The sequence below is a fragment of the Aquimarina longa SW024 genome (assembly GCF_001401755.1).
In the GTDB taxonomy this organism is placed as follows: domain Bacteria; phylum Bacteroidota; class Bacteroidia; order Flavobacteriales; family Flavobacteriaceae; genus Aquimarina; species Aquimarina longa.
On record NZ_AVQK01000025.1, the window covers coordinates 49,253 to 70,595 of the forward strand.

Consider the following 21,343-nt stretch of genomic DNA (forward strand, 5'->3'; position numbering starts at 1 on the left):
TCCTTTTTTCAATTTGGTTAAGAAAAATCTCTGTGTTCGCTTTTATTGAGTTCTTCTTTTCTTGTGATTTTTTTGACAAGAAACTCTTTAGCGTATTTTTAAACTTTATCTCCACCAAATTATAACTATTGATAATAAGTGTAATTATAAAAGTTGCACTTAATATATTTATTTATCATTAATGTTTTTCTTCCTGTTTTTTTTTGACATTAGTTTTTCTCCACCTTTTTTTACTTCACTCTTAAGATTATTTACTTTTTTTCGAAAAATTATCTTTCTTTTGATATTTGCAAAGCTATAATCAAAACGATAAAAAAAATAGCCTAATATGATAACTGCTAATATAAGAGTCATTACCAAATAAAAATTATATGAAGAGCTTCCTAGAATAATGAAAAGTACTACAAAAATTAAATTAAAACCACCAATGATAAAACTAGCATGTCTATGAGAAATTTTAAAATAATCTATTAATATATGATGTGTATGATTTCTATCTGCAGAAAATGGGCTTTTTTTATTTGCCAATCTTATGGTAAAAACCCTAGCTGTATCAAACAAAGGAACGATAAGTATACTTATTGCTATTAATGGGACATTTTCTAACAAAAAGGGAAGGCTATCGTACGATTCTGGTGATAATGCCAAAAATTTTAATGTTAGTACTCCAATTATAAAACCAACAATAAGCGATCCTGTATCTCCCATAAAAATTTTTTTACTCGAAGATAGATTAAAGCTCAAAAAAGCAATAAGGCAACCATTTAGTGTTAAACATAATAAAACATAAAAATATTCATTTGTGATATAAAATATCGTTGTATAAATCATTAATACAACAAGCCCAACAATTGCTGCTAAACCATCAATACCATCAATAAGATTATATGCATTAATAATTGTCAACATCATGAATCCTCCAATTAAATAATATACGTAGGATGGAATTTCATTTACACCAAAGAAACCATTTAGGGAAATGATCATAAAACTTTTATTACTCAAAATAAAACATATTGCAAATACTTGTGCAATAAGCTTTGTATAAGGGGATAAAACAACCAAATCATCTTTTAAACCAATTATAAACAAGATTGTTAAACTAGGTACAAAATAAATAGCTTCGTCATAAGAACTCCATTCTTTCAGAAAAAACAATGCAATTATTAATGTATAAAAAAAAGAAATCCCTCCTAATGTAGGAGTAACTCTTATATGTGAGCTTCTTTTATTAGGTTTATCCATAAGATTCTTATACTCAACTAATCCTATTATCTTAGGAATAGTAAAATATGTTAAAGCATATGCTCCAAAAAAAAATATAATGGGATAGTATAATTGCAAACTCTTCGTTTTTAATTTTTTTTGCTAAAATAATAAATATAAAAAATAGTCTAATGTTTTTTAAAATTATAATTAAATACTACTCTCTAATCTCATCGTGTCTATCTGAATCTTGTTTAGATACTGAAAGAAACAATAGGGTAAAAAAAGTAAAAAAAGTAGCCCCATAAGATCTTGAAAGTATGTTCTCTGATAGAGAGAATGTAATAATTATTAATATAAACACAAGATGGAGAAAGTTTTTATTGAAAATTGAAGATTTTATCTGAAAAAAAATGGAACCTAAAAAAAGGACCAGACATATTATACCTCCAGAACCTAAAAGAAATAAATAATAATTATGAGTATTATAATTTATTTTTTGATAATTGTTGTATTTTTCATAACATTTATTTAATTTTTTTTGAAAATCTAACGCTCCATAACCCATAATCCAATTAGATTCAATAATACTCCATGAACAAGTGTAGATTCCTATTCTTATTTGAGGAGAAGTTGGGAATTTTTTATATGGTAATACAAATTCCTCCTTAGATGAAATCTCATCAAATTGCGCTCGTAATGGTTTAATTATTAATAATGAAAATATAATTAGAGAAATAGTTATTAAAGAATATAGAATTTTTTTGAATAGAGTTATTTTATTGTTTTTAATGAACATCAAAAACAATAAAATTATACATGTAAAAATAGCAATTCTTGAAACTAATAATAGAATCATTAAAGAAAAAAAAGCAATAACAATTATACTTAAAATTTTATTAGGTAGTTTTTTTATCCTTTTAAAGGAACTCAAAATATAAAATATTGATACTATAAAATACATCGAAACATATACTGGATGAATATCAATAAATGAGATATTCTGAGCAGAAACTCTAACAATGTTATAAAAAGCAATCTCATTATCAAGAGATCTGATAACTGATGTAATAATAATTAGAATAGCTAATAAAAAAGAAGCTAGAGTAAAAATTAAAAATATTTTTCGCTTTTGTTCAGAATTAATTGACAGTCTAGAAAAAAAGAAAGAAAGAAAGGGTAAAACAAAAATTACCATACTAGCTCTTAAAGGTTTGTATCCCATATGAAACCCCTCTATTAAAATAGAGGAAACCATTAGAAAAATATAGAAAGTAAATATAATAGGGATGTAAATACGTTTTTTATTAATACTCTTCTTTCTTAAAAAAAAATCAATGAGTGTGAATACACAAAAAGAGATCATCGATAAAGATAGTAGAAAATAAGGGTAGATAGGAAAAGCAGCCAAAAATAAAAACCCTAGATATTCAAAATTAAAGTTTTTAAACATTTTCTCTAAAATTAAAGATTGACAATAATTTTTCTTTTATTCTAGTTTCAGAAAAATTTTCTTTTATATAATCTAGGCTATTGTTGCCTATTAATCTGCAAAGTTCAGGTTTTTTTAATAATTCTAGTATTTCTGATACCATTTCTTTATCTGACTTTGTTATTACTAACTCAGCATTAGTTTTCGATAAATTGATAAGACCTTCTGCTCCAATCTCTGTAGTAATAACACATTTTTTCATTGCCATAGACATTAATATCTTATTTTGTATACCTGCACCAGAGACCATTGGAGCAACTACCAATCGTGAGGGCAGTATATACTTTTTTATATCATCTACATATCCAGTAACTATAATATTTTTATCGTTACCTAATTTCTTAACAATTTTTGAAGGATTCGCTCCAATAATATAAAATTGAATATTTGGATAGAATTTAATAATTTCTGGTAAAATCTTATTTGCAAAATAATTAACAGCACTTATATTTGGTTCGTAATCCATTTTTCCTACGAATACAATACTATCTACAACCTCTTCATAATAATATTCTTCATAACTCTCAATGTTAACTGCATTATATACTACTTCAATATTTACAGCAATAGCATTTTTTTCGATATACTCTTTATCTATATTGGAAATAATAATTTTTCTATCAAATTTTGGCAATAGGGAAATTTCATAGTTTAGAACTCTCTTTTTATCAATCATGTATATTAATTTCCAAAGACCCCATTTTTTATTTTTAAAAGCTTTTTCATAATTCATCGATATTGCATCGACAAAATCTATTATCTTGAAAATCTTTTTATCTTTAATATATTCTGCAGTTCTAATAGTACTACAAAAAGCATATTCATAGTTATTTATATGTAGATCAATCCATTTTTGCACTTTTTCAAAATAATAATAATTAACTTGTAGAGGTTTAGTATTTTTAAATAAACCTATAAGAGTAGAAAAATAGAAATTGATTTTACTAAAAGAAAAAGAGATAACATTTTTTGAGTATTTCAGAATATCATTTTCTATATTTTTTGTTTTTTTGTTTTCATTTATGAATAAAACATCTACATCAAATTCTGTCGATAATAATCTTAAATTTTGATGCATTCTTATTTTATCACCTCCAACCAAAGGATAAGGTGGTCTATAAAAAATGAGTAGTAATCTAGGTTTTTTATTCACTAATTAAGTATTTTAAATATTTAATAACAATAGTTTATAAATAATTCGCTTTTTATTGTATATGATTTTTGGTCGGTGTAATAGTATCTGTTGTCGTATCAAATTTATTACTATTTAGAATTGCCAATATTATCCATATAGCTGGATTACTCATCTGGCCTTGCACAATTATTAACATGAGTGGTATAACCCACTTAATCCCCCCTCTAGTCTCGCCCTTAGCTTTATAAATAGAAATAATAATAAACAGAAATAGTGGTAATGAAAAAATACCAATATCTCCTGTAAGATTTGTGAGATAAGTCTGGGTTTTAACAGGGTTATCATTATAATAGAAAGCCCTTAGTACCTCATGTTTTTTTATCACTTCTTTAAACTTAGTATTACCTGCTTTAAAAAAGTTATACTTAAATTCTCCAATCCCCCAACCAAAAGGTTCTTTTTGTATAGAAATAACCCCCAGAGTATTAATTATAAACCTAGTACTTCCACTTGATTCACGAAACAACAATCCAAACATATCTCCTTTAGAAACACTTTTATAAACATTTTCTGCTACTTGTACAGGTCTACTATTTCTCAAAAAAAGAAATGGCATTAATAGAATCACTATTAATGATATTCCTATTACAATATTCTTTGTAGAAAATTTTATTTTAAAGAGGTTCAATGAATACCTGCTCAAATATTTTCCTAACAAATAAAAAATCAAGTAAAAAAATACCAGAGCAGATTTAGTAACTAGAGCAATAAAAAATAAAACTAATCTATATTTTTTTAAAGATTTTATATTTTCTTCCTCCAATTTAAGGTCAATTATAGAAAGTAAAAGAATAAGAGGAAATGCAAAATAACTTGGTTCTGGTGTTAATAAAGAAACCCCTCTTATACTAGAACTAGTATGTTCTTGAGATCTGCTAATAAAAACTTGAGTTAACCAATTCAATATGTCATAGAAACCTGGAATTCTAAATAAGATAATAATCGTTAAAAAAAGAAAAACAATTATTATCCATTTTATCAATAATACTGATATAGTATGTACTCTATTTAAAAACACTAAATATACTAAAGGACCTATTAAAAAAGTAATATACTCCAAAATACCTGTTTGAAATACTAGATATTGTATAACAAAATAAGTAGTTAACAATAGCATCTGTAAAATGATTAAAAAATCTTTGGAGGTTGTCCTTAGTCTGAAGGTGAAAATATAGACAATAGAGATGATAAAAATAAATATAGGTTGAGTCTCAGTTTCAATTGGAATCTTTTTTATGTAAATCAAAAAAGATAATAGAAACATAAGATTAATAATTAATCCAGAATTAATTTTTAATCTGACACTTTTCATTTTTTACTACAATGCTTTATGAAAACCATAGTTGATTTTATATTGTAAATTTTTATTTCGCTCAGAAATCTTTTTTGCAGGGTTGCCTCCTATAACTGTAAAGGGTTCTACATCTTTGGTAACAACAGCTCCAGAATAAACTACTGCTCCTTTACCAATATGAACTCCTGGCATAATTAAACAATTTGAAAAGATACAGGCATAATCATCAATTTTTACACCTTTACATGTAATATCAAAATATTGAGAATTAATATCGTGTCCACAAGTATAAATTTGTGTATTATGTGAAATTGATACATTGCTTCCTATAGATATTTTTTTTCTATTGTCTATCCTGCAACCACTATTAATAACAGAATTTGATCCTATCTCAAGATTACCCCAAGTATAAAAAATAACTTTAGAATGAATATAGCTCTTCTCTCCTAGTTTTGCCCCAAAAATTTTTAAATAATTTTTTTTTAATGAAAAGGTTGGTATCAAAAAATAAAAAAAGTTAAACAAATATATCAAATAATGCTTTACTTGTCTTAGAAAAGATTTTAAAACCAAAGATTTTATAATTTTTCTAAAGGGGACAAAAATATTGTATATGTATTTTTGTTTTTTTAATTTATATAATGAAACTATTTCTTTATCCTTAAGAATATCTAGATACTCAAAATAACCTTTTTTCGCATATTGATCACTAACACCTCCCAAACTCATATATGTAATGTTATTAAGCTGTTGAAATTCTACACCTTGTTGAAAACATCTTATTAAAAATTCTGTATCTACAGCAATTTTTACATCGGTATTAAAGTTTCCTACTTTTTCGTAAATCTCTTTATGTACAAAACAAGTCGTATGAGTAAAACCAAAACCTCTTGTCAATTTATTTTCATCAAACAATGAATTATTAACACCAACTATCTCGTTGCCTTGAATAAACTTACATATCCCATAATATACTTTAGGGCTAGAATCTTTTTTTATTTGATTTGCAATAGTTGCTATAGTTGACGGGTGGTACGCATCATCAGAATTTAATAGTCCTATCATTTCTCCAGTTGCTAACTGTAAACCCTTGTTCCAAGCATCACCTATACCTTTATCAGGCTCGCTTTTCCACTTAAATGAGATCCCTTTTTCTAGAAGTAGAGGCTCATAATCCTTTATAATAGAAATAGTTTTATCACTAGATGCACCATCTATAATAATATATTCAAAATTAGAGTAATTTTGATGTATTATCGATTCAATAGTTTCTCGAATAGTAGATTCGGAGTTATAACTTACTGTTATAATTGTAAATAATACATTTTGCCCCACAATTTAGTCTTTTTTCTTAGTAAGATTAATTATTCGATATAATCTTATTGATTGTATTTTAATAATATTTTTATTTTCTCAATTATACTCTTGGGTAAAATTAGATTCATAATTATTCTAAAAACATTTCTTCTTGCAATTAAAATTGTTTTAACCGAGAATTTTTTATCAATTATCAAATTATTATTTCTTAAAGGAAAATCTAATTCATACACAGGAACCTCATCTTCTGCATTTACAACGGTATGAGTAGCATCGGATCCCATCCCTATATTTTTGATCATATTTTTTGATGGAACTATAGTAAGTTTTGAATTGAATATCTGACTTAAACTCCAAGGATAATCCCAGGTGTTTACGATAGCCTTCCTTTCTTCTTTAATAATTAACAATCTATGAAAAAACTCGTTTATATTACTTGATGTCGAAAAAATCTTTAAAAATAGCTCGAAAAGATTTTTGTTTGCAATTTCATTATCAAAAATATCACAAGACCTTCTCCATGAAGCCCATCCCCAAATAAAACATCTATTCGTTAAAAAATAATCATTTTCTTTTGATTTTTCATATACACCCAACTCATTTCTTCCGCTTATCATACCAATCCTATCATCATCTTTATGTTTAATTAAAAGATCGCTACAAAATTTAAAAAAACTCTGATTAGGTAAGCAATCATCTTCAAGGATAATCCCCATTTCTTCATGTTTAAAAAACCATTTTATAGCACCACCAACTGCATATTTACATCCTAAATTTTTTTCTCGGAACAGTGTCTCAATCTTACATTCCCAATCAACATGTTTAAGTAAGTAATCTCTTATATGATTGACCTTTTCAATTTCTTCAGGTCTATCTATTCTTGGCCCATCAGAAGCAATATATAATCGACTTGGCTTTGCCATTCGAATAGTCGAAAATACTTCTTTTGTTGGGTCAAGTCGATTAAAAACCAAAAATAAAACTGCTATATCCATAGGCTTTTCTTGCATTAATTCTGAACTCATAAGTTTGTAGAAATTTTGGGATGTAAAAAATCAATTTTTTTCGCTTTCAGTATAATGAAACTATTTAGATTGACTCATAAAAATTCTTAAGTTGTAATGCGATTTTTGATTTTTCATAATTCTTTGATTTTTTAATACAATTTTCTCTCAACTGCTCCTTTAATTCTTCTTTCAAGCAAAATTCAATTCCTAGCGCAAAATCTTCTGTAGAAAAAGGCTTTGCCAGATATCCATTTTTCTTATGTTCAATTATATCTGTAGTACCAGAGTAATCATAAGCGACAACTGGTGTACCACAACAGATAGATTCTAAAGTAGTTTGACCAAATGCTTCCATTAAAGTTGGGTTAATAAATACATCAGCTGTAGCATAATATAAAGCCAGAGTAATCTCATCAAATATCTGACCAACATAAGTTGTTTTAAAACCAAAATCAGGGGCATTATCTGGTGTATCACTACCAAAAACTATGATTTCAATATTAGTAAATTTGTTATTTATTTTTCTTAATGAGTCGAGTAATAAATGAAATCCTTTTCTTTGATCAGAAGTTGCTGCTAAAGCACCAAATAAAACAATTTTATTTTCTAGCGACAAATTTAAGACTTTCCTAGTTAAAGTTTTATCTAAAGGTTTAAATACGTTTAAATCAATAGGGCAAGGTATAACAATAGAATTTATTTCATTAAATAAAGAACTATTTTCAACGTATGAATTAAGCCATGAAGTAGTAGATATAATATTCACCTTTACATTCTTAAAGTTTTTATTTTTTCGAATGTATGTTTTTCTGTCAACATCTATACCTTTATGGTTTTTGTGCCTTGATTTTTTACTGTACCCTAATTTATATCGTTCATCATTTTTATTTAGAGGATAATGCTCTGAACCAAGAAGCAACCATAAATCATGTAAATGGAACACTATGGGCTTCTTAATCTTTTTTAATTCTTCAATTTTTATGAATTCAGAACCTATCCAATGTATATGAATGATATCTCCATTAAGCTTATTAATATTTTTGGCTGTTATTAAACCAAAACGGTTTATCGAATGTAACGTAGTATTATTACTTTTCATTAAACCAATAATTTTTTGGGATAAAAATTTGAAAAGATAAAATTTGAAAAATTTCAACTTCTCAGATTTTCCTTTAAAAAACTTAAAAATACTAGGGTTTTTCATCCTCGTATCCCAAACTAACATCTTAGAATCTACTCCTATACTTAACAAGCTTTCATGTATTCGCCAACTAGCTCTGGCTGCTCCTCCACCGTGTTTATCTGCATAACTTAAATGAATTATTTTCAATTTTTTGTCCATCGTTTATATTTTATTTGAAAATGGCTAACGAATTTGTTTTCATATAAAAAATTTTTCTAGTTTTAACATGAAAGAAATCAAAAATATAGGATGCCATAATCTGACTTAAAAGGGTAGAAATAGCCGCTCCTTCAACTCCAAATCTTTTTATCAAAAATAAATTTCCAAAAACATTAATCAGTAAGCCAAAAAAAGTTCGCCAAAAAGAAAGTCTTTGTAAATTTTCAGCAACAAACCAATTACTACTTGCTACTCCTAAGAAGATAAAAATACCTGACCATATATGAATTTTCAATACCCTACTCGATTCTTCATACTCAACTCCGTATAAAACTTCTATTGCAAAATCACTTAAAAAAGTTACTGGGATAGCTATTATTAGTGCTATTCTGAACATTAAATTAAATAATCTTTGTAAACGTTGATAATATAATTTTTCTCCTATTTTTTTCGAATTCAATATGGCTGGAAAAAAAGAATTGGCCAAAATAGTGGGTATAAAATACCATGCTTCACTCAATTTAACAGCAGCTGCATATTTTCCTACAGCCTCGTTACCTAATATCTCTTTAATCATAATTTGATCAATTCTCATGTACATCATTACAAAAATACTACTAAGAATTAATGGCCAGCTATTTGATAAAAGATATTTAGCCATTTCGAAATTAAATTTCCATTTAATAATCGATAAACCATTTCTAAAATAAAAAAAAATCAACCCTATAGCTAATAGAAAAGAGTCCAATAAAACCACTAAAAAAAAACTTAATAATGACGCTTTGGAAAAAATTAAAATTACTTTAATAATACTACTAATACTAAGCATAAATATGTTTGAAAAAACGACATATTTACTTAAAACTTTACTCTGGAAATAAAAATCTATTACATTAAAACTTTGAAAAATCGATGTAAAAGCTATTAGCAATATAAATATATTAGTAGATTTTGAATTCGTTGTAAACTGTAATATAACTAATAAGATAGTAATCAATGAAAATGAACCAATAATTCTCAATCCAAAAGCAGATCCTAAAATTAAATCTCTTTTTCTATCCTGTTCTATTAAATCTTTAACCACTATACTATCTAAGCCTAATAAAGAAATTGGAATAAAAATAGCTACAAAACTTTGAACATAGCTAAAAACACCAAATTTTGTTGGACCAAGATATCTAGCAATAAAACTACCTATAACAATTGCAGAAATTAATTTTAAACCTTTATCAAAAAAAAGCCAAGATATGTTTTTGAAGTACTTCAAGAACCCTTGATTTTTTCTTAACTCGCTGATTTTTTGAAAAAGCATATTCAATTTAATTTTGATTTCACGCCTTCACAACTTTCTCAAAACCGTATTTCATCTTAATAATCATCTTATTGAGTGCTTACAACGTTTTTAAAATATTTTACTGTTTTTAAAAGTCCTTCTTCTAAATTAATCTTAGGTTCCCATTCTGATAAGTTATCATAAGCAAGTGAAATATCTGGCTTTCTTTGCATAGGATCATCTTTTGGTAATGGTAAGAAAACTAATTTAGACGATGAATCTGTGATTTCAATTACTTTTTGTGCTAATTCTAACATTGTAAACTCCCCTGGGTTTCCAAGGTTTACAGGACCTAGAAAAGAATCTTTAGAATTCATCATTCGAATCATTCCTTCTACTAAGTCATCTGCATATTGAAAACTTCTTGTTTGTTTTCCATCTCCATATATAGTTATATCTTTACCTTTTATAGCTTGTACAATAAAATTCGATACAACTCTACCATCATCTGGATTCATTCTAGGACCATAGGTATTAAAAATTCTTATAATTTTAATTTTAACATCATTCTGATTATGATAATCCATAAAAAGTGTTTCTGCACAACGTTTTCCTTCATCATAACAGGATCTAATTCCTATTGGGTTTACATGTCCCCAATAAGTTTCTGGTTGAGGATGTATCTTTGGATCCCCATATACCTCACTTGTAGATGCTTGCAAAATTTTGGCTTTTACACGCTTTGCCAGTCCCAGCATATTTATAGCTCCCATTACAGAAGTTTTAATCGTTTTTATAGGGTTATATTGATAGTGAACGGGAGATGCGGGACATGCTAAATTATATATCTCATCAACCTCTGCATAATAAGGTTCTGTTACATCATGTCGTACTAATTCAAAATATGGATTATCGAGTAAATGTATAATATTTTGCTTATCACCTGTAAAATAATTGTCCAAACAAATTACTTCATTTCCTTCTTTTAATAATCTTTCACAAAGATGAGATCCAATGAAACCTGCTCCTCCTGTAACTAATATTTTCTTCATTCTATATTATTTTCCTATTGAGTATACCTTAAATCCTATCTTCTCCATTTCCTTTTTAGAAACCATATCACGTCCATCAAAAACAAAAGCTGGTTTAATCATTTTGTTATATATATTAATCCAATCATAGGTTTTAAATTCATCCCATTCTGTCAATATTGCAATAGCGTGAGCATTTGTAAGGGCATTATAAGGAGAGTCATGTACAAAAACTCTTTTTTTAATATCTTCAATAGTAAAAGCCAATTTATCATTTGATTTTTCTATTCTATTTCTTTGTAAATATTCTAAATCTGAATGTATTTGATCAGCACTCACCTTGGGATCATATACATGTATTATGCCCCCATCTTGCAATAATTCATCTGCTACATATATTGCGGCAGACTCTCTCGTATCATTAGTATCTTTTTTAAAAGCCCATCCTAAAAATGCAATCTTTTTATCTGAAATTGTATTAAATAAGGTGCTAATAATATTTTTTGCAAATCGTTCTTTTTGATAATCATTAATCTTTACAACTTGTTGCCAATAATCAGCTACTTCAGGCAGATTAAAATGACGACATAAATAAACCAAATTTAAAATATCTTTTTGGAAACAAGAACCTCCAAAACCAACAGAAGCCTTAAGAAACTTAGACCCGATACGACTATCCTGACCAATTGCATATGCTACTTCTTTTACATCTGCACCAGTTTTTTCACATAAAGCTGATATAGCATTTATGGAGGATACTCTTTGTGCTAAAAAAGCATTTGCCGTTAATTTTGACAACTCTGATGACCAGACTCTAGTGGTAACTATTCTTTCTCTAGAAACCCAATTCGCATAAATTTCAACTAATGCTTGAATTGCATTTTGACCATCTTGATCTTCTTCTCCCCCTATTAGTACTCGATCGGGAAAATGTAAATCTTCTATTGCTGTACCTTCAGCTAAAAACTCTGGATTCGATAAAACTTGAAATCGAACACCTTCTTTTCCAGTAGCATCTAAGATTGTTTTTATTGCTTCTGCTGTTCGAACTGGTAGTGTTGATTTTTCTACAATAATTTTATCACTAGTAGCTATACTTGCTATTTGTCTCGCACATAATTCAACATATTTTAAATCGGAAGCCATTCCTCTACCTACTCCATAGGTCTTTGTAGGTGTGTTTACTGAAATAAATATCATGTCTGCTTCTAAAATGTGTCTTTCTATATCTGTAGAAAAGAATAGGTTTCTTCCTCTAGCCTCAGAAACAACATCATCTAAACCTGGCTCATATATTGGTAGTTTACCTAAATCACTTTCATTCCATAAGGCTATACGTTCTTTATTTAAATCTATTACATTAACCTTGATATGAGGACATTTTTGAGCAATTACTGCCATTGTTGGACCCCCTACATATCCTGCACCAAGACAACATATATTTGTTACTTTTTTTGAACTCATCAATTGATAATTATTTTTTGTTCTTCAATTTTTTCATGTTGAAGCTCTATTTAAACTAATTATTACAAAACCATGTATATATATTTTTTACTCCTTCTTCCAAATTAACAGAATGTTTCCATCCCAAATTATTCAATTTTGAAACATCTGTTAATTTTTTCATCGTTCCGTCTGGTTTATTTTCATTAAAAACCAAATCTCCGTCAAACCCTACAATATCTTTAACCAAAATTGCAAGATTTTTTATAGAAATATCCGTGCCAGTTCCTATGTTTATATGAGTATTTTTAATTTCTTTAATATTTTCAGTATAAGTATCTTTAAAATCTCTATTTTCCATAATAAAAACACAAGCATCTGCCATGTCTTCGCTCCATAAAAATTCTCTCATTGGTTTTCCACTCCCCCATATTTCTACATTGTTTTTTGATACTCCAAATTTTTCTAAATATTTTTTTGCCTCATCAATACTATTCATGCTCAAATCTCTTATGATTTCATCATACTTAGATTCTTTTAATAATTTTGCTAAATGCATTTTTCTAATTAATGCAGGTAAAACATGTGATTTCTCTAAATCAAAATTATCATTTGGTCCATACAAATTTGTTGGCATAACAGAAATAAAGTTAGTACCATACTGCAGATTATAGCTTTCACACATTTTTATTCCCGCAATTTTTGCAATAGCATAGGGCTCATTAGTATATTCTAAAGTATTTGTTAATAAATACTCTTCTTTCATTGGTTGAGGACAATTCTTAGGATAAATACAAGTGCTTCCTAAAAAAAGTAGTTTTTTAACTCCGTGAATGTAACTTTGATGAATTACATTATTTTGAATCATTAAATTATCATAAATAAAATCAGCTCTATATGTATTGTTAGCAATAATCCCTCCTACTTTAGCTGCTGCTAAAAACACATATTCAGGCTTTTGTTCTTTAAAAAAGTCTGTAACTGCATTTTTATCGGTAAGATCTAGTTCTTGATGAGTTCTAGTAATGAAATTAGAATACCCTTTTTCAAGCAAATTCTTAAGAATTGCACTTCCCACTAATCCTCTATGACCTGCAATATAAATTTTTGAATCTTTCTGCATTTCTTATTCAAAATAATTGAGAGTTGTATATCCTCCTTTTTGAAGAAACTGATCTTTTTCCATCAATTTCAAATCACTTTTCATCATATCCTTTATCAGATCTTGTAAATCATACTTCAATGTCCACCCAAGTTTTTCTTTAGCTTTTGTTGGGTTTCCTATCAGCAAATCTACCTCAGTTGGTCTAAAATATTTTGGATCAACACTCAAAACTTCTTTTCCAATTTCTAACTGATATTTAGAATTACTACATTTAGAAATATAAGCTTTTTCATTTATTCCTTCTCCCTTAAATTCTAATTCTATTCCAGCTTCTGCAAAACTCATTTTCACAAAATCCCTAACTGTAGTCGTTTTTCCAGTTGCTATTACCCAATCTTCAGGTTTTTCTGCTTGAAGAATCATCCACATCATTCTAACATAATCTTTAGCATGTCCCCAATCTCTTTGTGCATCTAGATTACCCAAATAAAATTTATCTTGCAAACCTAATGCTATTCTTGATGCTGCTCTAGTAATTTTTCGAGTAACGAAAGTTTCACCTCTTATTGGAGATTCATGATTAAAAAGAATCCCATTACAAGCATACATGTCATAAGCCTCTCTATAATTGACAGTTATCCAATATGCATACATTTTAGCAACTGCATAAGGACTTCTAGGGTAAAAAGGTGTAGTTTCGGATTGAGGTACTTCCTGAACTTTACCATATAACTCTGATGTGGAAGCTTGATAAATTCTTGTTTTCTTTTCAAGCCCCAAAATCCTAATTGCCTCTAACAACCTTAAGGTACCAGTCGCATCTGCATTTGCAGTATATTCAGGGGTTTGAAACGAAACATGTACATGACTCATAGCAGCCAAATTATATATTTCATCGGGTTGGATCTCTTGAATTAAACGGATCAGATTAGTACTATCTGTCATATCACCATAATGTAAATGAAAATTTCTATTTTCTACATGTGGGTCTTGATATAAATGATCAATTCTATCTGTATTAAAAAGAGAAGACCTTCTTTTCATGCCATGTACTTCATATCCTTTCTTTAACAGAAACTCACTTAAATAAGCTCCATCCTGCCCAGTAACTCCTGTTATAAATGCCTTTTTCATTTTATTCAATCAGCGTTTTATTTGTTTTCTTAACTTGTGTGTATATTTCTTTTACTCTATTCCTGTTATTATTTGGTAATAACAAAATACAATCTTCAGTATTAACAATTATTAAATTTTCAACTCCTATACCATATACTTCTTGAGATCCAACAGAAAAAGCATTAGTATTTTCAATACCTTCTATTGGTTTTACTCCTTCAATTTGATTTTTTTGATTGTAGTATTTAATCAATGAATCAAAAGAGCCTAAATCTGTCCATTTAAATTCTGAAATAACCGTTTTAATCAAGTCACTTCTTTCAAAAACGGCATAATCTATACTTTCCTCTGGAATAGTAATCATATCTTCATAATTTATATTACCATCAATATTAGAATCAAATGCTTTTTTAGAAGCTTCATAAATATCTTTTCTATATTTTTTTAATTCCGAAAGAAAAATACTTGCCTTGAAACAAAACATACCACTATTCCAATAAAAATTTTCTTTTTCTATAAATGAAAGAGCTGTCTTGTAATCTGGTTTTTCTCTAAAACTAATAACATCTTCTCCATTGGCTTCAATATACCCATAACCAGTTTCAGGATATTCAGGCTGTATTCCAAAGGTGACTAAAAAATCTTTATTAGCTAATGTTACTGCACGATCAAGACATTTTTTATACTCTTCTATATTGTTTATCATATGATCTGAAGGAGTAATAAACAAAATATCATCTTTGTCAACACTTAAGGCAGCCAGCGCTATAGCAGGTGCAGTATTTCTACCTATAGGTTCTATAACTTTATATTTTATTGAAGTTTTTAATTCTTTTAACTGATTTTCTGCTTGTTTTTCATGATCCGTATTGGTAAGCAACATAAAGTCATCTACAAAATCCCTATTTCTATTAATTGTGTGTTGAAAAAGTGATTGATTCTCAAAAATTTTCAAAAACTGTTTTGGTCTAGACTGTCTTGATAATGGCCATAATCTCGTACCCGATCCACCACTTAATATCACATTAACTATTTTGCTCATTTAATCTTTACATTACTTTTTTCAAAGCGAATTAGCTTCTTAATAGACTCTTTCCAATCTGGGATATTTGAGTTAAAAATTTTGTTAGCTTTTTGTCTACTTAAAACACTATATTTTGGTCTTTGTGCAAAAGTAAGGTAATTATCGGTTTTTTTAAGTATTATATTCTCAAGTTTACCTGATAATCTTAAAATTTCTTCAGCAAAATCATACCAAGTAGCTTCTCCGAGATTACTAAAATGGTAAATACCATACTCTTCACAGTTATTAACAATCAAATCTACGATAAATCTAGCAAGGTCATTAGCATTGGTTGGGGTTCCTATTTCTGAAGTCGTAATCATTAGTTCTTTTTCTGTTTCAGATTTCTTTAAGATTGTTTTAAAAAAATTGTGACCATATTCAGAATATAACCAAGAAGTTCTAATAATAAAATACTTCTCAAGTATTTGTTGAATGTATTGTTCTCCTGCTAATTTTGATTTACCGTACTCATTTATCGGATTCGGTATATCTTCCTCAGTATATGGTGTATCTTTTTCTCCATCAAAAACATAATCTGTTGATATATGAATCAATATACTATTTTCTTTATGACATACTTCGGAAAGATTTTTAACCCCTTCTGCATTAATCCAAAATGCTTTTTTGGGTTCTTTTTCGGCTTGTTCTACATTGGTATATGCCGCACAATTAATTACAAAATCAAAATGTTTATTCGAAAATAAATTTTGGATTTGCTCTTTTTTGGTGATATTTAATTCTTCAGAATTTGTAAAATAGAAATCTAATGCTCCATAATTCCTTTGAATCTTTTGAATACATTGTCCCAATTGCCCTGACGAACCAGTAACAAGAATTTTCATTTTATCAAACATGTTGTATATCCAAATCTTTAAAAGGAGGAAGTTCTCTATCTTTGTCAGATAGTTGAATTTCTGAAAAATCTATCTCCCAATCAATAGCTAGTTCTGGGTCATTATATATAATACCTGATTCTGAGGGTTGATGATAATAATTATCACATTTATACCCAAAAATTGTACTCTCACTTAGGGTTACAAATCCGTGGGCAAATCCTCTAGGTATAAATAACTGAAAGTTATTTTGATCATTTAATACTATAGAATAGTGTTTAAGGTAGGTTTTAGAATTTGGTCTTAGGTCTACAGCTACATCCAATACTTCACCTTTAATTACTCGAACTAATTTTGCCTGTGCATAAATTCCTGTTTGAAAGTGTAATCCTCTAAGAGCTCCTTTTTTAGAAATTGATTGATTATCTTGAACAAAATTAACTTTTACTCCTGAAGCTTTTTCGAATTGTTCTTTATTAAAAGTTTCAAAAAAAGAACCTCTATCATCATTGAAGATTTTAGGCTTAATTATAAAACACCCTTCGATAAATGTAGATTGAATTTCCATTTTATTCTAATTCTAATAAATAGTTACCATAGCCACTCTTTAGCAAAGGCTTTGCCAGCTTTTGAAGCTGTTTTTTACTAATAAAACCTTTTTTGTATGCTACTTCTTCTATTGCTCCAATTTTAAGCCCCTGTCTTTCTTCTATAACCTGAACAAACTGACTTGCTTGCATAAGAGAATTAAATGTTCCTGTATCTAACCATGCTGTACCTTTATCCAAAATACTTACTTTTAATCTTCCTTGTTGTAAATATGTATTGTTTACATCTGTAATCTCTAGCTCTCCTCTTGCGCTTGGTTGAATAGATTTGGCTATTTCTACAACTTCATTATCATAAAAGTAAATTCCTGGGACTGCATAATTAGATTTTGGTTGTTTAGGCTTTTCTTCAATAGAAGTTACTTGCCGATTCTTATCAAAGTCAACGACTCCATATCTTTCTGGATCTTGAACATGATATGCATATATAATCCCTCCATCGGGATCTATATTATTTTCTAAAAGTGTCTCTAATCCAGATCCATAAAATATATTATCCCCTAATATTAAAGCTACCTTATCATTTCCAATAAATTTTTCTCCAATAATAAAAGCTTCTGCTAATCCATTTGGATGTTCTTGAGTTTCATATTCAAATCGACAGCCATAATCGCTACCAGACCCTAAAAGTTTTTTAAATAGTGGTAAATCTTGCGGTGTAGATATAATTAAAACCTCATTAATCCCAGCAGAAATTAAGGTCGAGAGAGGATAGTAAATCATCGGTTTGTCATAAATCGGCATCAACTGCTTGCTAACCGCTAATGTAAGCGGATGTAGACGAGTACCTGAACCTCCTGCTAATAGTATTCCTTTCATCTCTTTTTTATTAGTCTGAAGTCGGGTATCCGAAGTCAGAGGCTTATTGCTTTTTTATAAAAAACACTAATTTCTGTTTAACCGAAATTAAAAGTCTAAATAGTATAAGTCTAGAATACCTAATTTTGGTAATCTAATATTAAACTTGGACGACATTTATTATCTTCCTTTGGAATTCTTATCAATATACTTATTCAAATACCATTTAATTGTTTTTACAATCCCTGTTTCAAAATTTTCTTCTGCGCTCCATTTTAATTCATTTTCAATTTTTGAAGCATCAATCGCATATCTAAAATCATGACCAGGTCTGTCTGTGACATAAGTAATAAGGTCTTTATATGATTTAGCATTACTTCTTGGAATTATAGTATCCAAAATTTCGCAAATGGTAGTAGCAATATATATATTTTCTCTTTCATTTTTACCTCCAATATTATAAGTTTCCCCAATATTCCCTGTTTTCAATATCAAATCTATCCCTTTACAATGATCTAAAACATATAACCAATCTCTTATATTTTTGCCATCGCCATAGATAGGAATATCCTCTTCATTAATTGCTTTTCTAATAATAGTTGGGATTAACTTTTCTTCATGTTGTCTAGGACCATAATTATTTGAGCAGTTAGTTGTTAGAACAGGGAGTCCATAGGTATGAAAGTAACTTCTAACTAGCATATCAGAAGATGCCTTAGAAGCACTATAAGGGCTATTTGGAGCATAAGGAGTATCTTCTGTAAAAAGCCCCATTTCTCCTAGTGTTCCATATACCTCATCAGTAGAAATATGCACAAATCGAGCATGCTCAAATTCCGGATTCAACTGATTTGGAGCTTTCATCCATGTTTTATATGCTGCTTGAAGTAAGTTAAAAGTACCTACAATATTAGTATCTATAAAAGCTTTGGGGTCTATAATTGAATTATCAACATGAGATTCTGCAGCAAAATGTACGATGGTATCAATCTGATACTGTGTAAAAATATTTTCGACTATGTCTTTATCACAAATATCTCCTTTTATAAAAGTATAGTTTTTTTTATTCTTGATTTTAATATTAGTAAGATCTGCTGCATAAGTAAGTTTATCAAGGTTAATGATTTTTAATTCAGAGTCTTTAGAAATAAAATTCACAAAATTTGATCCAATAAATCCTGCTCCTCCCGTTATCAAAACATTCCTTTTCATTATTACTCTAAATAAAAACTTCTAATAATTTCATTTCTGGATCATTACTTTCTATTGATAAATTCTCAATTGTTGCTGGAATCAAAATCGTTTCTCCATATGAAATAGTCTCAGAATAGCTCTCTGTACTTATTTTACCATTCCCTTCAACACACATTAATATTATAAATGAATCTATATCACTATAATCTCTTTCGAAATTACCATCAACTTCAATCGCACTAGTCGTAAAATAGGTTCCTTGAATAAGGTTATTTACCTTATTTTTATCTTGATCATATTCTAATTTAAAAGAGGGATCTGCATTATAGTCCAAAGCATCTAAAGCAAGATCGGTATGTAGTTCTCTTCCAATACCATTACTATCTTTTCTATCCCAATCATATACCCTATAAGTTATATCTGATGTTTGCTGGATTTCTGCAATTAATGCCCCTCCTCCAATTGCGTGTATTCTACCTGCTTTTATAAAATAGCTATCTCCTTTTGAAATGTTTTCGAAATTGAGTAATTCTGTTATTTTTCCTTTTTCTAAAAAAGTTTCATACTCTTCTTTTGTAGTATCGTTTTTAAATCCAACAATTAACTCCGCATCTTCATCGGCCTGTACTACATACCACATTTCGGTTTTACCAAAAGAATTATGTCGTTTTTTTGCTAATTCATCATTTGGATGTAGTTGAACTGATAAATCTTCTTTGGCATCAATAAACTTAATTAGTAATGGGAATTGATTACCAAATTCTTGATACACCTTTTCACCTAATAATGTTCCTTTATATTCTTTAATAAGCTCGTCTAATTTTTGTCCTACGAGTTCACCGTTAGAAACTGTAGAAATATCTTTTCCTACTGTTGATATTTCCCAACTTTCACCAGTATTATCTCCTATTGCAGACTTATTAAGAATAGTTTTTAATTTATTCCCCCCCCATATTTTTTCTTTTAAAATAGGCTGAAATTTTAATGGATATAATAACATATGCTTAGCTCTTTAGTATAGTTTTATAAGGATTAAATTACTCTTCTTCTTTTACAAAATTATGTACAGATCTAGATAAGTATTTAAAAAAGTAAAATAACGAAACGATACTAAACAAAACCAATGGAATAATTAAAAAGGTTCTTCCTAATAACATTTTACGTTTAGAGACAACATCTCCATAATCTATAATAGAAAACAATTCCTTATCTAATGCTAGTAACTTTTCTTCACTATTAATCTTAGCTATTAGGGTTTCTTTTCTTTTTAACAATGATGAGATAGTTGGTGTTTCTGATTCGGTTGCAAAAATCAATTTACCATCACTTTTATTAGGGTTATTACTTAAACTCGTTAGATATTGATTAATAAACTGTAATGATTTTTTATTTTGATCTAAACTAGATTTAGTTTGTTTCAATTCTAAAGTAATCAACTCTTCAAAATAATCATTCGATTTAACATAATCTAAGATGGTTTTTATAATCTTATAATTATTCGTGTTTTTATTTTTAAAAGATACTGTCAATTTATGTCGTTGATAAAAATTCCTATATTTCTCTCCTCTTAATAATTTTTCATCATAACTTTCTATAAAAGATTCTTTTCCTCCGTATTTTTCTTGTAATGCACTCAATACCTCTTCAGGTTGAATAATAGGTTCTATTAGAATTTTTTCTATATTTTCTACTAACGCTACTTCTAAACCGAGATTTTTTACATATATACTATCTTTAAAATTATCCTGTAATCCACCTATAAAACCATATATATGCTCTACAGAATCATGCTTAGGTTCGATTATAACTTCTTGTATGTACTCATTTTTTGAATCTTGATTTTGATCTATAAAATATCCTACTACAACTCCTACAACTAGTAAAACTAGAAATAAAATTGCTTTTTTCTTATAAAATGAAATTATAGAAATGATTAATTTTAGAAAACTTTTAAAACCATTTTTAATCATTTTAAAAATTTGTAATAAATCTATTTCATCATTATGATCTGTATTACTCATTA

The 21,343-nt window shown here is 28.2% G+C and carries 18 protein-coding genes and 2 pseudogenes; all 20 read right to left on the reverse strand.

What is annotated here, in order from left to right:
* Positions 1–168: 168 nt before the first annotated feature.
* Complete coding sequence (locus tag N456_RS06195) at positions 169–1,344, reverse strand: MraY family glycosyltransferase (protein ID WP_062055022.1); 1,176 nt, start codon at positions 1,342–1,344, stop codon at positions 169–171.
* A 79-nt stretch (positions 1,345–1,423) separates the two neighbouring features.
* Complete coding sequence (locus N456_RS25345) at positions 1,424–2,659, reverse strand: O-antigen ligase family protein (RefSeq protein WP_062055024.1); 1,236 nt, start codon at positions 2,657–2,659, stop codon at positions 1,424–1,426.
* Positions 2,652–3,851 carry a glycosyltransferase gene (locus N456_RS06205; protein ID WP_062055026.1) on the reverse strand — a complete coding sequence of 400 codons (1,200 nt, stop codon included), beginning with the start codon at positions 3,849–3,851 and terminating at the stop codon, positions 2,652–2,654. The genes N456_RS25345 and N456_RS06205 overlap by 8 nt, the downstream gene beginning before the upstream one ends.
* Positions 3,852–3,903: 52 nt before the next feature.
* Positions 3,904–5,010 carry a hypothetical protein gene (locus N456_RS06210; RefSeq protein WP_148639212.1) on the reverse strand — a complete coding sequence of 369 codons (1,107 nt, stop codon included), beginning with the start codon at positions 5,008–5,010 and terminating at the stop codon, positions 3,904–3,906.
* 252 nt (positions 5,011–5,262) lie between these two features.
* A pseudogene (locus N456_RS25515) lies at positions 5,263–5,400 on the reverse strand (acyltransferase); the annotation flags it as partial.
* 771 nt (positions 5,401–6,171) lie between these two features.
* A pseudogene (locus tag N456_RS25350) lies at positions 6,172–6,522 on the reverse strand (glycosyltransferase); the annotation flags it as partial.
* A 44-nt stretch (positions 6,523–6,566) separates the two neighbouring features.
* Positions 6,567–7,529 (reverse strand): hypothetical protein, encoded by a 963-nt coding sequence (locus N456_RS06220; protein ID WP_062055032.1) that lies wholly within the window; start codon positions 7,527–7,529, stop codon positions 6,567–6,569.
* A gap of 64 nt (positions 7,530–7,593) precedes the next feature.
* A complete protein-coding gene (locus N456_RS06225) occupies positions 7,594–8,853 on the reverse strand; it encodes a glycosyltransferase (RefSeq protein ID WP_062055034.1) in 1,260 nt (419 codons plus the stop codon).
* A 10-nt stretch (positions 8,854–8,863) separates the two neighbouring features.
* Positions 8,864–10,165 carry a flippase gene (locus N456_RS06230; RefSeq protein WP_062055036.1) on the reverse strand — a complete coding sequence of 434 codons (1,302 nt, stop codon included), beginning with the start codon at positions 10,163–10,165 and terminating at the stop codon, positions 8,864–8,866.
* A 68-nt stretch (positions 10,166–10,233) separates the two neighbouring features.
* Positions 10,234–11,178, reverse strand: coding sequence for a UDP-glucuronic acid decarboxylase family protein (locus N456_RS06235; protein ID WP_062055038.1), 945 nt, complete (start codon positions 11,176–11,178; stop codon positions 10,234–10,236).
* Positions 11,179–11,184: 6 nt separating this feature from the next.
* A complete protein-coding gene (locus N456_RS06240; RefSeq protein WP_062055040.1) occupies positions 11,185–12,621 on the reverse strand; it encodes a UDP-glucose 6-dehydrogenase in 1,437 nt (478 codons plus the stop codon).
* Positions 12,622–12,676: 55 nt separating this feature from the next.
* Positions 12,677–13,723, reverse strand: a complete 1,047-nt coding sequence (locus N456_RS06245; RefSeq protein ID WP_062055042.1) for a GDP-L-fucose synthase family protein — start codon at positions 13,721–13,723, stop codon at positions 12,677–12,679.
* A gap of 3 nt (positions 13,724–13,726) precedes the next feature.
* A complete protein-coding gene (gene gmd / locus N456_RS06250; RefSeq protein WP_062055044.1) occupies positions 13,727–14,839 on the reverse strand; it encodes a GDP-mannose 4,6-dehydratase in 1,113 nt (370 codons plus the stop codon).
* A 1-nt stretch (position 14,840) separates the two neighbouring features.
* Positions 14,841–15,863: a mannose-1-phosphate guanylyltransferase gene (locus N456_RS06255; protein ID WP_062055046.1), complete on the reverse strand. Its 1,023-nt coding sequence runs from the start codon at positions 15,861–15,863 to the stop codon at positions 14,841–14,843.
* A complete protein-coding gene (gene rfbD, locus N456_RS06260; protein ID WP_062055116.1) occupies positions 15,860–16,729 on the reverse strand; it encodes a dTDP-4-dehydrorhamnose reductase in 870 nt (289 codons plus the stop codon). Before rfbD ends, N456_RS06255 begins: the two co-directional genes overlap by 4 nt.
* A 4-nt stretch (positions 16,730–16,733) precedes the next feature.
* Entirely contained in the window at positions 16,734–17,288 is a 555-nt protein-coding gene (rfbC, locus tag N456_RS06265) for a dTDP-4-dehydrorhamnose 3,5-epimerase (protein ID WP_062055048.1), read from the reverse strand.
* A 1-nt stretch (position 17,289) separates the two neighbouring features.
* A complete protein-coding gene (gene rfbA, locus N456_RS06270) occupies positions 17,290–18,147 on the reverse strand; it encodes a glucose-1-phosphate thymidylyltransferase RfbA (RefSeq protein WP_062055050.1) in 858 nt (285 codons plus the stop codon).
* 159 nt (positions 18,148–18,306) lie between these two features.
* Positions 18,307–19,338 (reverse strand): dTDP-glucose 4,6-dehydratase, encoded by a 1,032-nt coding sequence (rfbB, locus tag N456_RS06275; RefSeq protein WP_062055052.1) that lies wholly within the window; start codon positions 19,336–19,338, stop codon positions 18,307–18,309.
* A 7-nt stretch (positions 19,339–19,345) separates the two neighbouring features.
* A complete protein-coding gene (locus tag N456_RS06280; RefSeq protein WP_062055053.1) occupies positions 19,346–20,320 on the reverse strand; it encodes a type I phosphomannose isomerase catalytic subunit in 975 nt (324 codons plus the stop codon).
* 37 nt (positions 20,321–20,357) lie between these two features.
* On the reverse strand, positions 20,358–21,341 hold the full coding sequence (locus N456_RS06285) for a hypothetical protein (RefSeq protein WP_148639213.1): 984 nt from the start codon (positions 21,339–21,341) through the stop codon (positions 20,358–20,360).
* Positions 21,342–21,343 lie beyond the last annotated feature (2 nt).

Bases quoted from the DNA above. Each gene is read 5' to 3' on its own strand.
- N456_RS25345 (WP_062055024.1), bottom strand. From the start codon at position 2,659: ATGTTTAAAAACTTTAATTTTGAATATCTAGGGTTTTTATTTTTGGCT.
- N456_RS06210 (WP_148639212.1), bottom strand. From the start codon at position 5,010: ATGCTATTGTTAACTACTTATTTTGTTATACAATATCTAGTATTTCAA.
- N456_RS06220 (WP_062055032.1), bottom strand. From the start codon at position 7,529: ATGAGTTCAGAATTAATGCAAGAAAAGCCTATGGATATAGCAGTTTTA.
- N456_RS06225 (WP_062055034.1), bottom strand. From the start codon at position 8,853: ATGGACAAAAAATTGAAAATAATTCATTTAAGTTATGCAGATAAACAC.
- N456_RS06230 (WP_062055036.1), bottom strand. From the start codon at position 10,165: ATGCTTTTTCAAAAAATCAGCGAGTTAAGAAAAAATCAAGGGTTCTTG.
- N456_RS06235 (WP_062055038.1), bottom strand. From the start codon at position 11,178: ATGAAGAAAATATTAGTTACAGGAGGAGCAGGTTTCATTGGATCTCAT.
- N456_RS06240 (WP_062055040.1), bottom strand. From the start codon at position 12,621: ATGAGTTCAAAAAAAGTAACAAATATATGTTGTCTTGGTGCAGGATAT.
- N456_RS06245 (WP_062055042.1), bottom strand. From the start codon at position 13,723: ATGCAGAAAGATTCAAAAATTTATATTGCAGGTCATAGAGGATTAGTG.
- gmd (WP_062055044.1), bottom strand. From the start codon at position 14,839: ATGAAAAAGGCATTTATAACAGGAGTTACTGGGCAGGATGGAGCTTAT.
- N456_RS06255 (WP_062055046.1), bottom strand. From the start codon at position 15,863: ATGAGCAAAATAGTTAATGTGATATTAAGTGGTGGATCGGGTACGAGA.
- rfbD (WP_062055116.1), bottom strand. From the start codon at position 16,729: ATGAAAATTCTTGTTACTGGTTCGTCAGGGCAATTGGGACAATGTATT.
- rfbC (WP_062055048.1), bottom strand. From the start codon at position 17,288: ATGGAAATTCAATCTACATTTATCGAAGGGTGTTTTATAATTAAGCCT.
- rfbA (WP_062055050.1), bottom strand. From the start codon at position 18,147: ATGAAAGGAATACTATTAGCAGGAGGTTCAGGTACTCGTCTACATCCG.
- rfbB (WP_062055052.1), bottom strand. From the start codon at position 19,338: ATGAAAAGGAATGTTTTGATAACGGGAGGAGCAGGATTTATTGGATCA.
- N456_RS06280 (WP_062055053.1), bottom strand. From the start codon at position 20,320: ATGTTATTATATCCATTAAAATTTCAGCCTATTTTAAAAGAAAAAATA.
- N456_RS06285 (WP_148639213.1), bottom strand. From the start codon at position 21,341: ATGAGTAATACAGATCATAATGATGAAATAGATTTATTACAAATTTTT.